Origin of the sequence: Paenibacillus sp. Pae15 (assembly GCF_024519685.1) — a bacterium.
Taxonomy (GTDB): domain Bacteria; phylum Bacillota; class Bacilli; order Paenibacillales; family NBRC-103111; genus Paenibacillus_G; species Paenibacillus_G naphthalenovorans.
Window position 1 is genome coordinate 96,537 of the sequence record NZ_JALJRM010000017.1, and the last position, 13,266, is coordinate 109,802.

The following is a 13,266-nucleotide window of genomic DNA, read 5'->3' on the forward strand; positions in this document are numbered from 1 at the left end:
AATGTCCAGCGCTTCTCATCCCTTACAGGTGCTGTATGAGGATAATCATGTGATTGTCGTCATCAAGCCGCCAAACGTGCCTACGCAGGAGGATGACTCCGGGGATCCCGATATGCTGACGCTGATCAAAGCCGATCTGAAGCAGCGTTATCAAAAGCCGGGCAATGTTTACCTCGGGCTGGTCCACCGGCTTGACCGCCCGGTCGGAGGCGTCATGGTATTCGCCAAAACCTCCAAGGCGGCATCGCGCCTCTCCGATGCCGTTCGCACCCGCTCGATTCGCAAGGTGTATACAGCGGTGGTTCACGGGCGTCCGCTGCCGCCGCAAGGTACGCTGAGACACCATCTGTTGAAGGACACGAAGACGAATACGGTATCCGTCGTTCCGCAGACCAAACCCGGTGCCAAAGATGCGATTCTTGACTATCGGGTTCTGGATCATCAGGACGGTCTTTCGCTTGTACAGGTTGAGCTGCAAACCGGCCGTCCGCACCAAATTCGCGTACAGTTTGCGGAGATCGGCTGCCCCTTGGCGGGAGATCAGCGGTACGGGGGACGCTTCGCGCGACCGGGACAGCAGATCGCGCTGTGGTCCACGATGCTCAGCTTCGAGCATCCGGTGACCAAAGAATCCCTGAGTTTTTCCTCCCGCCCTCCCGGTACGTATCCCTGGAGCTTATGGGATTATTGAGGCCAAGGTTATACGTTCGTCCTTCTCAACGCCTGCTTCATAGTACAATAGGTCGAACAAAATAGCCGAACGTCTTTTCAAAGCAGTCCAAAATGTGTTAATATAATCTTACATAACACCCTAACTGATAAATCTAAGAAGGACCGAAGATGTTCGCAGCATCCACGGTCCGGGGTACAATAGATTGCCCCAAGGGCGATCGGCACAAGGTCAAACCAAGAATGCTGGACCTCCTGGCTACCAAGGCTCAAGGGAGGTCTACTTCTTTTTCAAGTAGGAAAGCAAGGCGAGGATGAACATGCCGAACATGAACATCATGGTTACCGCATCCTTTACTTCCATGGCATCACCTCCTTCCAAGCCCGCTTTACGCGAGCCGGTAAGCTGCGAGGATCTGCCAACCGCCCTTGAGTGCCTATTCTATTGTCACCACATTATACCATATGGCGCTATAAATGAGAACATATTTTCGTATTTTACGAATGTAAACACTTTATGCATTTGCAACTTTTCCGAGCAAATAGACGAGAAGCTGCTGGTTATGCGACGAAATGCGGCTGAGATAAGCCTGAAGAAAGCGCTCCCGAATCTGTATGCCGCGTTCGCATTCCTCCCGCCCTTTATCCGTCACCAGAACCCATACGATTCGTCGGTCTTTCTCATCTCTTTCCCTGGAAATCAACCCGGATTTTTCCATACGGTCAAGAAGCGTCGTCACCGCGGCCGGCGTTGTCGCCAAAACGTCGGTAAAATCCGATGGCTTCATTCGCTGCTGTCCGGAGAACATCAAAAGCTCCAGAACCGTAAGCTGCCCTTCCGTCAAGGTGGGGGCCAACTCCGTTTCCATATGCGTTCTCAGATCTTTTGACAATTTCCACCAGAGCTTTGCAAACTCTTGGGTTACCACATTCATCACTCCCGCAGAGCCATTTCTTACCTAAAATTATAACACTTCCGCTTGTGATTTTAAAGGTTAATATCATAAATATTTTAGGACATAAAACGATAAAAACAGGTACCATTTGACCTAGTTCAACATATAATGCACTAGGGACGTTCACCTATCGGCGGAGCTTGTCAAACCGTGTAAAAAAGGAGTGAGCTTCATTGGAAGATTGGAAGAAGAAAATCGGGGAAACCGCCTTGCAGAAGGGCATAATCAACGACCCACAATGGCTCGAAAAGCTGGACGATTCGATACCGGTGTGGGCCGTATTACAAATGATGCTGGAGCTGCTCGAAAAAGTGGAGCCGAACTACACCAGCTATGATTAAGTAAATTTGAGCAAAACGTTGACCGTATCGTTCTTGCCTAATGGAATGATCTGCTTCCCTGTGGACTTGCGCTCCTCAATCGGAGCTTGTTCTGTCGAGAATTCGGCTCTATCGCCGCTGCTTAAAACCGCGGTAATGTCGAACGGTTCTTTTACTACAAAAGCGCCGCGGATTCCTGTGCCGTTCGGCTTCACCCGCTTGCCTTCCTTGAATTCAAATGTAAAGACGCCTTTCCCCCCGCGGCCCTGCACGGGATAGTCGACAACGAGCGAGCGCTTGGCGTATCCCAAATCGGATACAACCAATACTTCTCCTTCGTCTCCATCCAGCCACTCGGCGGAGACCACTTCATCGTCTTCCTTCAATTGAATGCCGCGAACGCCTGCCGCGGCGCGCCCCATCGGGTTAACCTCGTCTTCATTGAAGCGGATCGCCATTCCGAGCCTGGTGACAAGCAGCAGCTCCTTGGAGCCGGTGCTCAGCTTGACATCCAACAGTGCATCCTGCTCCCCAATCTTGCAGGCAACAATTCCGGTGGAACGGTTCGTTGCATACTCTTTGAGCTCCGTCCGCTTGACTTGTCCTCTTCGCGTAATGAACAGGAGCGATTTGCCCGCTTCTTCAAAATCCTTCACGGGAAGCACATGAACAATCCGGTCATCCTTGGGAATCGGGATGATATTGACAATCGCCGTACCGTTCTCTTTCCACTTGAACTCCGGAATTTGATGTACCGGAAGCAGGAAGTATTGGCCCTTTTGCGTAAAAATCAGAAGGTTTTCCAGCGTATTGACATCCAGCAGGCTGCGGAGGTAATCGCCCTCTTTCAGTCCCGTTTTGTCAATTTCCCCGCCCGAACGAATAAAAGAGAGCTTACCGGTGCGCTTGATGTATCCCTCGTTCGAAAGCGTAACGAATACGTCCTCGGCGGTCACCATGACTTCCAGGTTGACCTTCAGTTCTTCTACTTCATCCTGAATTTTGGAACGCCTGTCGATTCCGTATTTATCCCGGATTTGCGAGATCTCCTTTTTAATCACGCCAAGCAGCTTTTTCTCGCTCCCGAGAATGCCCTGCAGATATTCAATCGTTTTTTGCACATCCGCGAGCTCTTTCTCCAGCGAATGAATTTCCAAATTGGTCAAACGGTACAATTGAAGCGTCAGAATAGCGTCGGCCTGGCGTTCTGTGAAGCCGAACTTCTCCACCAGATTGTTTTGCGCGTCTTGACGGTTCTTCGACGCCTTGATCGCAGCGATGACCTCGTCGAGAATATTCAGCGCCTTAACCAATCCTTCGAGTACATGCGCGCGGTCCGACGCTTTCTCCAACTCAAATTGAGACCGGTGTGTCACGACTTCTTTCTGGTGCTCGATGTAAGCCTCCAGCATTTCCTTCAAGCCGAGCTGCTTTGGCGTCTTGTTTACAATCGCGACCATGTTGAAGTTATAAGTGACCTGCAAATCCGTTTTTTTCAGCAAATACGCCAAAATCCCCTGCGCATCCGCATCCTTCTTCAGATCGACAACAATCCTCAGACCCTCACGGCCGCTCTCGTCACGCACCTCGGCAATGCCTTCGATTTTTTTCTCCAGACGGATGTTTTCCATCGCTGTGACAAGCCGGGATTTGACCACTTGATAAGGAATTTCCGTAATGACGATTTGCTGGCGCCCGCCGCGCACTTCTTCGATTGATGTAAGCGCCCTGACATAAATGCGGCCCTTGCCGGTCCGATACGCTTCACGGATGCCCTCCGAGCCCATGATGATGCCTCCGGTAGGAAAATCGGGCCCTTTGACGATACCCATCAGCTCGTCCAGCGTAAGGTCCGGCCGGTCGATCAGCGCAATGCAGGCATCGATCACTTCGCGCAGATTGTGCGTCGGAATCTCGGTTGCAAAACCGGATGAGATCCCGCTTACCCCGTTTACCAGCAGGTTGGGATATCGGGAAGGCAGCACTACCGGTTCCTTTGTCGTATTATCGAAGTTATCCTTGAATTGCACCGTACGCTTCTCAATATCTCGCAGCAGTTCCATCGCAATTTCGGACAAGCGGGCTTCCGTATAACGCATCGCCGCAGCCGGATCGTCATCCAGCGAGCCCCAGTTGCCGTGGCCGTCGACCAGCACATGACCCATTTTCCAGGGCTGCGCCATACGCACCATGCCCTCGTAAATCGACGAATCCCCGTGCGGATGGTAGTTGCCCATGACGTCGCCAACGGTCTTGGCCGACTTGCGGTATGGTTTATCCGGCGTATTGCCTGCATCGTACATCGCATAAAGTATGCGCCGCTGCACCGGCTTCAGCCCGTCGCGCACATCCGGAATCGCCCGGTCTTGAATAATATATTTAGAATACCTGCCGAACCGATCACCTACAACCTCTTCCAAAAAGGCCGGCAAAAAGTTTTCGAGTATGCTCACTTAAGGCCCCCCGTATACGCTTATATTATTTTCTCAGGATGGCCGTCAGCCGCGTTTCATAAACGGGATGGCATCCTTATTCTTCAAATTCCGTAAAATCCACATTCTCGATAATCCAGCGCTTACGCGGATCCACCTTATCCCCCATCAGCGTGGATACACGGCGTTCGGCTTTGGCCGCATCCTCAATCCGAACCTGCAGGAGCGTCCGCGTAGCCGGATCCATTGTTGTCTCCCACAGCTGATCGGGATTCATTTCTCCCAGACCTTTGTAACGCTGTAGCTCAATGTTCTTGCCAAGCTCCTTGGTCAACGCCTGAAGCTGCTCATCGGTCCAGGCGTATTTTATCGTGCTCGACTTGCCCGATTTCTTGGTCACCTTATACAGCGGAGGCTGGGCTATGTAAACTCTGCCGGCGTCGATTAACGGCTTCATGTAGCGATAAAAGAAGGTCAGCAGCAGGACCTGGATATGCGCGCCGTCGGTATCCGCATCGGTCATAATGATGATTTTGGCGTAATTGCTTTCCGATACATCGAATTCTGGTCCGACGCCTGCCCCGATCGCGGCGATAATCGCCTTGTATTCCTCATTTTTCATAATGTCGAGAAGCTTGGCTTTTTCCGGATTCATCGGCTTGCCCTTGAGCGGCAGGATGGCCTGGTGGCGCGAATCGCGTCCCTGTTTGGCCGAACCGCCCGCCGAATCCCCCTCGACGATGAACAGCTCGTTGCGGGTAAAATCCTTCGACTGCGCCGGTGTCAGCTTGCCTCCAAGATTGGAGCTCTCGCTTTTCCCCTTCTTGCCGCTGCGGATTTCTTCACGGGCTTTACGCGCCGCTTCGCGGGCTTTCGCCGATTGAATCGCCTTTTTCATGATCAATTGCGCAACATGCGGATTTTCCTCCAGGAAAACGGCCATTTTCTCGGATACGACCGAATCGACCGCACTGCGCGCCGAAGCGCTCCCGAGCTGGTCTTTCGTTTGGCCTACGAATTCGACCTCGCCCATCTTGATGTTGATGACCGCCATCATGCCTTCGCGCAGATCTTGTCCGTCAAGATTTTTTTCTTTTTCCTTCAGCATCCCGTTTTTGCGGGCATAGTCGTTCATCACCCGTGTGTATGCGGTCTTGAAGCCGGTCTCGTGCGTTCCGCCGCCGCGCGTCGGGATGGAATTGACGAACGAAACCAGGGTCTCGGTATAGCCGTCGTTGTACTGAAGGGCAACCTCGACCTCAATCTCGTCTTTCTCCTGATAAAAATGAATCACGTCGTGCAGCACCGCTTTGTCCTCATTCAAAAATTGGACGAACTGGCTGGCGCCGCCTTCGTATTGAAACGTCTCCTGCTTGCCCGCACGCTCGTCGGTCAATGTGACCTTGAGACCCGAGTTCAGGAACGCGATTTCCTGTAAGCGTTCATATAGCGTATCGTAATTGATCGCAGTGCCGCCATGAAAAACGCGTTTGTCCGGCTTAAACGTCACCTTCGTCCCGCTTTTGCGGGTCGTGCCGATGACTTCAAGTCCTGTAACCGGCTCTCCGACGTGCTCTTTGCCCTGTTCGTCAACCCAGTATTCAAACCGCTGACGGTGAATTTTGCCTTCGCGGTAAATTTCCACTTCGAGCCATTCGGACAGCGCATTGGTGACGGAAGCGCCGACGCCGTGCAAGCCGCCGGATTTTTTGTACCCTCCGCCTCCGAACTTGCCGCCCGCATGAAGAATCGTAAACACCACCTGCGGTGTGGGAATGCCTGTCTTGTGCATACCGGTAGGTATACCGCGGCCGTTATCCTGTACCGTCACCGATTGGTCCTTATGAATGATGACGTCGATCTCTGAGCAATACTTGGCCAGATGCTCGTCCACCGCATTGTCCACGATCTCCCAGATCAAATGATGCAATCCCGATGAACTGGTACTGCCGATATACATCCCCGGCCGTTTGCGGACCGCTACAAGTCCCTCCAGCACCTGAATATCGTCAGCACCGTAATCCGTCGGCGCTGCATTTCCAAACAAATCCAGTTGTTCCGCCATTAAAGCCTCCTACACACCTTTTGTCTCCATTCAGCTAACATGCATTATAACATTTGAAAGGATTAGTTCAATACATCTTTTTTCGTAAACACTACAAAAGACACAAGTACGGATACCAGCCCCCATACCGTCAAAACGGCTAAGGAAAACGGCAAATCCATGCCTTTAATGGGCGGAAGCGAGCCCGCCAAATAATCGGTAAGCTCCAGATTGACCATGAAAAAATATTTTGCCGTTTCCCATGAGGACACCATATTGCTCAAAATCGTACCTGAGATCAGCACCGCCAGCATGATCCCCATCCCCGCCGCCGTGCTGCGAAATAATACGGATACCATCAGCGTCATCAAGGCCACAATCAGCGCGGAATACCATACCAGCCCGAACTGCATGAACAGATAAAGCCACTGCTCGACCGGACGGACCAGGGAGAAATCGATCTCCGTTCCCGAGAGCTGAAAACCGAAAAAGACGGGCATGTCCCAGCCCCCGTAACCGAAGACAGCGCCGGAAATCAGATAGGCGAGCAAGCCTGTGGCAATGACGATGATGGAAGTAAACAGAATCAGCGCAATCAGCTTGCTCAGCAGGATTTTCCACCGCTGAACGGGCCTGGTCAACAGCAGCTTGATCGTTCCGGACGTGTGCTCTCCGGACACCAGATCCGCCGCAATCACCATCACCATGAGCGGGATGAACAGGCCGACCGCATTTTTCACAAACTCTCTTGTAAAGGTTACCCCGTTCGGGGAGGCCGGATTCACATCTTTATCCAAATAATATTGCGCGAGGCTGACCTCGACCCTGCGCCACTGCTTCCACTCCTCGGGCATCCGGTTGCTGCCGAGGCTGCGGGTATAATCAACGATTTTCTGACGCTGCTCCGCCCGCCAGTCATTGGTCCCGAACTGCTTGAGGTGGTTTTGGGTCACTTTCAACTGGGCATAGGTAAACATAGGAATAATCGCAGCAAGGATGAGCAGCACGACCAGAAGTCTCTTTTTCTTGACAATCTTGATGCACTCATTTTTGACAAGCGGATACAAACTAACCAATGCGCTCTCCCTCCGTCAGCTTCAAGAATAGATCCTCCAGCGTCGGATTTTTGATCTCAATACCGTACAGCCGCACCCCGGCTTCCACCATGCGCCGCGATACATCCGGTATGGCGTCCAGATTCATTTGTGTAACGATCTGCGGCTGAATGGCTCCAGTCCCGGTTTCGCCTGCAGACGAAGCCTGGTTACCGCCGGGGAAAATCACGACCTCCGGCTCGGCCTTCAAGATGTGCAGCGCCCGGTCTATCGGTTGAACGCTCCAAACGACGGTACTGGCCGACTCATCCACCAGCGCGGACACCTCGCCGACCTTGATGACCTCTCCCTGACTGATAATGGCGACACGATCGCACATCTGCTGGATTTCGCTAAGCAAATGGCTCGATATGAAAAGGCTGAGACCCGAATCCGCCAGCTTGCGGATAAATTCGCGCAGCTCCTTGATGCCCTGCGGATCGAGACCATTGGTAGGCTCGTCGAGAATCAGCAGCTTCGGGTCGTTCAACAGCGCCTGAGCAATGCCAAGCCGCTGCCTCATCCCCAATGAATAGGTCTTCACTTTGTCGTGAATACGCTGGTCCATCCCGACAATGTCAACGACCTCCCGAATACGTTGGTCGGTAATGCCGGGCAGCATCCGGGCAAAATGCTCCAGATTCTCCCAGCCGCTCAAATACCCGTAAAGCTCAGGGTTTTCCACGATACAGCCGACATACTGAAGCGCCTCGTTATGCTCCTTTTGCACGTCATAGCCGCAGATTCGGATCGATCCTTCCGTAGGGCGGATCAAATCGACCAGCATGCGGATCGTCGTCGTCTTCCCTGAACCGTTCGGACCGAGAAACCCGAAGATTTCACCGGCATACACGTCAAACGAAATGCCTTTGATGATCAAACGATTGCCGATTTTCTTCTTCACGTCGTTTACGGACAAAACCAGCTGCGCCTCTCTCCCCTTGGCGTGCGCTTTATCCTGGGCATTCACCGTTATCATATCTGCAGCCCCTCCTGCTCCTAATTCAAAATATCGACGATCCGTTGCGCAATCCGCTCATAGCCTTGCTGATTCGGATGGAAATGATCGATATATAAGTACTTGTTCACATTCAACTGAAACAAATCGTAGGTCGGTACGACCGTAATGTTCGGATAACGGCTGGCCAAGTCGAAAGCGCCCGTGTTCCAGCTTTGAATAACCGGGGCTCCCGCACGGTTCGAATCCAGATCCAGAAACGGGTGATACAAGCCTACGTACATGATTCTTGCGCCGGGGTTCGCCTTGCTCACCCGGTCGAACACCTGCTCCAGACGCTTCAGCGCCTCCGGAATCCGCTGTGCCGCTGCCGCCGGATTGAACCCTTCCTCCGAATCCGAAGTTCCTTGCGACGTCTGCGGGCTTGTCCCTTGCGACCCCCGGGAGGGATCCGCGGCGCCTTGTGTGTCCTGTCCGCCCTGCGGGTCGAAAATATCCGCCCCGCCCTCAAATAAATCGTTGCCCCCGATCGTCAAAAGCACAAGATCCGCATCTCCGAGCGCTTTCTCCACATCGACTTTTTTGGCGTCCCAATCCTTCAACAGATCATATGTTCGAAAACCGGGAATAGCAAAATTATTATAAACGAATACCGGTTTGCCCAGCTGCTCCTCCAGCTTGTCCCGGACTTGTCCGACGTACCCCTTGCCGGTCAGATCTCCGGTTCCAGCCGTCAGCGAATCCCCCAGGGCCACGATGCGTATCTGCTCTTTAGCTTCCCAGGCATCCTGCCGGGGCTTAGTCTCTACAGAAGGAGCAACCTCCCCCGGACTCTCCGGTACGGAGGGTTTTGGAAACATAATCTGATTTACGGCATACGCAAAGCCGCCAACGCACAGGATCGTGGACAATAGCGCCGACAGCCCGACAGTGCGCCATAACCACCGTGATGATTTCACTGCTCTCCCCCATTTCTTTCGTTGAATCAAGCTGCATCTTTTTTTAGAGTAGCGGTTTGAGCAGCGATTTGCAAACTTGAAGCCCGGTTCCAATCGGCTGTACGGCATAGCAAATGGGTTTGCACACAAAGGTTTAAGCAGCATCACTCCTTGAACGGCTGTAAAATTCATGTGTATCGTATCATGCTTGTATATGGTTTAGTCGGAGGGTTGCAGAGGAAAATGGAGGAATAGCAGGGGATAACCAATACCGTCGAAGGTCTGTCAAGCCGGATCAAAAATAACGGACCGGTTGCGGGGCGAACCATTATAGACTGAAATATTTCATCGGATTTTGCTGGCGGCCGTTTTTGATGATTTCAAAATGCAGATGAACGCCTGTAGAGTTGCCCGTGCTGCCCATGACGCCGATTTTTTCTCCCTTTTTTACGGTCTCGTCCTGGCGGACCCCCAGCTTGCTCAAGTGTCCGTACAGCGTTTCATACCCGTTGCCGTGATCAATAATAATGCAGTTGCCGTAGCCGGATTTCCAGCCGGCAAAAATGACCTTGCCGTTATCCGATGCCAGAATCCCGCGCTCATCGGACACGAAATCCGTGCCTTTATGATTTTTACCCCATCGAAGGCCAAATTCGCTGGTCACTTTGGCACGCAGCACCGGCAGGGTGAACTTCCCTGTTCCCGTTCCGGGAATCACCTTTGTTCCTTGACGGACGATGCTTTGCACAGGGGCCTCCACGAGCTGCTCGCCAATCTTCTTCTCTTCCTTCAGCTCGCCGTTGACGCGAACGATTTGATAAGACACCTGCTTTAAGCCGGGCTTGCCATTAGATACAATCTGGATCACGCCGGATTTCAATCCGCTGTCCTTTTCATATTTTACTCCGCTCGGCACCTTCACTTGCTCCGTGCGCGTTTCTCTCGTCACTACAGAGAGCCATGGCTGCTGTACGCTCAAATTCAGCTTTTGTCCGATACGGATCAAATCATTTTTAATACCGGGATTATTCGCCCGAATCAGATCGGAAGGGATACGATATCTTTGTGCGATGAGGGAGATGCAATCTCCGGGCTGCACCGTATATTCCATAGGCTGAACGTCTCCGGTCACAATCCGGTTCAGCACCGTCTCATAAGCCTCCACTTTGCCGGGAGTCACGGCCGTCTCCAGCAGTTCCACCCTTTGTACAAATTCGGCGGTTGTCCTTCCTTCGGGCGTATTCCCTTCTTGTCCGGCAGACAACACCGAAGCCTCCTTATGCTTTTGGGAAGCCATATAAGGAGCCTTCACCTGTTCCAATATTGCGGCGGCCGTCTCGGGATCCTTGACAATCCCCGCCGTTCTCCCCTCAATCCGGATCTCTACGGCATAGTAAGTAAACATGATTTTCTCCTTCAAAGCGGCCAGGACCGCATCAAGGTCGATCACGTCGCGGCGCGTAGTGCTCTCTTCAAAGCGAAGCCGATCCAAATTGGACGTGAACCGGTAAAAGGAGTGCCGCTGCCCTGCTTCTTCATAACGATCCGCCTTCCACCGCCGGATCTTGTCGGTATCGGATACGGTGCCAACCCATTGGTCGTCCAGGAACACATCGTACAAGACGATGCTATGGGCCTTCACAAACCATCTGCCCGAAATGACGACAGCTATAATCACAGCAAAGGCTGTAAACCATTGAATGAAAGCCAGCGTTTTTCCCATTGCGCTCGTGCGGTTCTTCAATGTCTTTTACCCCCTTCAGACGGTGATACGAGAAAATGTAAATAAATGCCATATCGTTTGGCACCCTCACCATATATATGTCGTTCATGCCGAGATAAGACAAGAAAACAAAAAACCTCCCTAAATTCCGCTTTTGAAAGGGAATTCGGGAGGTTTGGCCGGACTGTCTGAAGTTTACTTTCACTATCTGCCGCTTGCTTCGGCGCATCGTATTTTGCTCTCCAAAGCCTGGAACCCTTTTTCGTTGTATGCCTTGACCCTGGCGCAAAAAAGAAGAAAGCTGTCCACGCATGGACAGCCCGCAATAATTCACGCTCATGACCCGATGCGGTTCAGCAACCGCTCATGCTTGGCCTGCAGCTCGTGCAGATCCAGCTTCATCTCAAGCGCTTCGATCAAGCCGGAGACATGCTCCTCCAGCGCTTGACGCAGACGGTCCGCAAGCTCAACCGTCGCGCTGCGCAGCTGGGCCTCATATGCTGCTGCCAGCAAAGCGGTCTGTGCTTCTACAAACCGGTCCATCGGGCCGTTTAATCTCGATTCCAGCTCCCGGCGGAGCTGGGCTTTCCCGTCACCCTCGAAAAAATGCTTGGGATTCTTATAGTAGCCCGCCAGCCATTTGATTTGAATATCCTCCGCCTCCAGTGAAAGCGACAGCTCCGGAGTCCGCAGCTTCATCGGTTCAAAGTCCGGGGCGTCAAAGGAGGGGATCCCCCTTTCCTGAATGGCGGCCACCCACGTTACCGCCGATTGCCGGACGAGCTTGTTGATTTTGTTCTCAATCCGCAGCGTGGTGGCGAGCACCTCCTGCGTCAAGTCAAACGAAATCATACGGCGCAAATCTTCCCAGGCCGATTGGAGCACCGTTTTTATATCTCTCCCGTCCTCGCGGAACACAGATGGATTGAACGCAAGGTTGAACAACTCGCCGAAGCGGTACTGCGTCCGCTGCTTGACGTAATAGAGCAGCTCCTGAATTTCCTTTGCCAGCTCCCGTGCGTCCGCATCTCCGTCCTGCCTCTCCAGAAGAGAAGCCCCGGCAGCCCATGAGGCACGAAGCGCTTCCGCCTGCCGGCTTCGTTCCGCCGCATCCTCCCTTGCGCTGTCCATCCACCGCTGCAGCGTCTCTGCCGCGCGGCGAATATCTGCATCCCCTGCCTGAATCGCCATTTCCGTCAGCTCTTCGAATGTGAAACGGACAAACTCCTGCTCGAAGCGGAGGATGCCGGATTGGCTGACCGTTTCCTCATCCTTACGCAGCTTGCCTTCCAGTGCATAGTAGCTGGACAGCGGGTAAATCCGCGGCTGCCGAATCCCGTGCTGCAGGAGGTTGTTTTCCACATGGTTCACGACCCCCTCCAGTTCTTCGGCCGAAGACGCCAGATCGGCGGCATTGACGATGAAGAACATTTTGTCCATCTCAAAGCTGTCCTTCACCCGTCCGAGCTGAAGCAGAAATTCTTTGTCCGCATGGGAAAACGCATGATTATAATAAGTCACGAAAAGAATCGCATCGGCATTTTTGATATATTCAAAAGCTACCCCGGTATGGCGGGCGTTGATGGAATCCGCTCCAGGGGTATCCACCAGTACGACGCCCTGCTCCGTCAGCGGATTCGCATAATAAAGCTCGATCAGCTCGACGAAGCACGACCGCGCTTCGTCAGCGGCATAATCGCCGAACTGGTCGGCGGTTACGCGAAGATCCTGCCCAAGGCTCGGGCTCATCTCGTCCCAGCCTTTCTCCACCGCCTTCAGGAAAGCGTAGTGCGGCTTTCCTTTGCCCGGCACCTGATCGGCCTTCAGACGGCGGATGATCTCCAGCGCGTCAGCCAGCGAACCAGCCGGAACTCCAAGTACTTCAAGCGAGTAAAGCAAGTCCGACGTCAGCCTGTCGCGGCTTTTCATCCGGACCCTGGCCGTTCCGTGCGGCCAGCCGGCCTCCGGATCGGGCGGCATGATCTTGTTGATCGCCGCTGTCGTCGGGTTCGGCGATACGGGCAGCACCCGCTCGCCGATCAAGGCGTTGGCGAAGCTCGATTTGCCTGCACTGAAGGCGCCGAACAGCGCGACAGTGAAGCGGTTGTTCGCCAGCCGCTCCGCCTTCTCAA

General features: G+C 53.2%; 11 protein-coding genes. 2 read left to right on the forward strand and 9 right to left on the reverse strand.

What is annotated here, in order from left to right:
- The first annotated feature begins 1 nt into the window (after window position 1).
- Window positions 2-691 (forward strand): RluA family pseudouridine synthase, encoded by a 690-nt coding sequence (locus tag NR121_RS15445; RefSeq protein WP_256831443.1) that lies wholly within the window; start codon window positions 2-4, stop codon window positions 689-691.
- Between the two features lie 258 nt (window positions 692-949).
- Here NR121_RS15445 and NR121_RS15450 read toward each other — a convergent pair whose 3' ends face one another.
- Together NR121_RS15450 and NR121_RS15455 are read right to left on the reverse strand one after the other, a co-directional pair.
- Window positions 950-1,033, reverse strand: a complete 84-nt coding sequence (locus NR121_RS15450; RefSeq protein ID WP_256380597.1) for a putative holin-like toxin — start codon at window positions 1,031-1,033, stop codon at window positions 950-952.
- Between the two features lie 151 nt (window positions 1,034-1,184).
- The gene (locus tag NR121_RS15455) at window positions 1,185-1,598 is read right to left on the reverse strand and encodes a MarR family winged helix-turn-helix transcriptional regulator (RefSeq protein WP_054817795.1); all 414 of its coding nucleotides are present in this window, start codon (window positions 1,596-1,598) and stop codon (window positions 1,185-1,187) included.
- Window positions 1,599-1,798: 200 nt separating this feature from the next.
- Between NR121_RS15455 and NR121_RS15460 the strand changes: the two genes are divergently transcribed.
- Window positions 1,799-1,966, forward strand: coding sequence for a hypothetical protein (locus NR121_RS15460; RefSeq protein ID WP_171005809.1), 168 nt, complete (start codon window positions 1,799-1,801; stop codon window positions 1,964-1,966).
- Here NR121_RS15460 and gyrA read toward each other — a convergent pair.
- From gyrA to NR121_RS15495, 7 genes are all read right to left on the reverse strand, one after another.
- A complete protein-coding gene (gene gyrA / locus NR121_RS15465) occupies window positions 1,963-4,398 on the reverse strand; it encodes a DNA gyrase subunit A (RefSeq protein WP_062408821.1) in 2,436 nt (811 codons plus the stop codon). The genes NR121_RS15460 and gyrA overlap by 4 nt on opposite strands.
- Window positions 4,399-4,474: 76 nt before the next feature.
- The gene (parE, locus tag NR121_RS15470; RefSeq protein WP_062408822.1) at window positions 4,475-6,442 is read right to left on the reverse strand and encodes a DNA topoisomerase IV subunit B; all 1,968 of its coding nucleotides are present in this window, start codon (window positions 6,440-6,442) and stop codon (window positions 4,475-4,477) included.
- Window positions 6,443-6,504: 62 nt separating this feature from the next.
- On the reverse strand, window positions 6,505-7,497 hold the full coding sequence (locus tag NR121_RS15475) for an ABC transporter permease (RefSeq protein ID WP_062408823.1): 993 nt from the start codon (window positions 7,495-7,497) through the stop codon (window positions 6,505-6,507).
- Window positions 7,490-8,494, reverse strand: a complete 1,005-nt coding sequence (locus NR121_RS15480; RefSeq protein ID WP_054817794.1) for an ABC transporter ATP-binding protein — start codon at window positions 8,492-8,494, stop codon at window positions 7,490-7,492. The genes NR121_RS15475 and NR121_RS15480 overlap by 8 nt, the downstream gene beginning before the upstream one ends.
- Before the next feature lie 20 nt (window positions 8,495-8,514).
- Window positions 8,515-9,432: a GDSL-type esterase/lipase family protein gene (locus NR121_RS15485; protein WP_074726823.1), complete on the reverse strand. Its 918-nt coding sequence runs from the start codon at window positions 9,430-9,432 to the stop codon at window positions 8,515-8,517.
- 307 nt (window positions 9,433-9,739) lie between these two features.
- Window positions 9,740-11,155, reverse strand: coding sequence for a M23 family metallopeptidase (locus tag NR121_RS15490; protein WP_062408826.1), 1,416 nt, complete (start codon window positions 11,153-11,155; stop codon window positions 9,740-9,742).
- A 315-nt stretch (window positions 11,156-11,470) separates the two neighbouring features.
- Window positions 11,471-13,266: dynamin family protein (locus NR121_RS15495; RefSeq protein ID WP_256831444.1), on the reverse strand; the 1,796-nt coding region annotated here is incomplete at its 5' end.

Excerpts from the sequence above, each read along its gene's own strand:
- parE (WP_062408822.1), bottom strand. The coding sequence starts at position 6,442 with ATGGCGGAACAACTGGATTTGTTTGGAAATGCAGCGCCGACGGATTAC.
- NR121_RS15445 (WP_256831443.1), top strand. The coding sequence starts at position 2 with ATGTCCAGCGCTTCTCATCCCTTACAGGTGCTGTATGAGGATAATCAT.
- NR121_RS15480 (WP_054817794.1), bottom strand. The coding sequence starts at position 8,494 with ATGATAACGGTGAATGCCCAGGATAAAGCGCACGCCAAGGGGAGAGAG.
- NR121_RS15450 (WP_256380597.1), bottom strand. The coding sequence starts at position 1,033 with ATGGAAGTAAAGGATGCGGTAACCATGATGTTCATGTTCGGCATGTTC.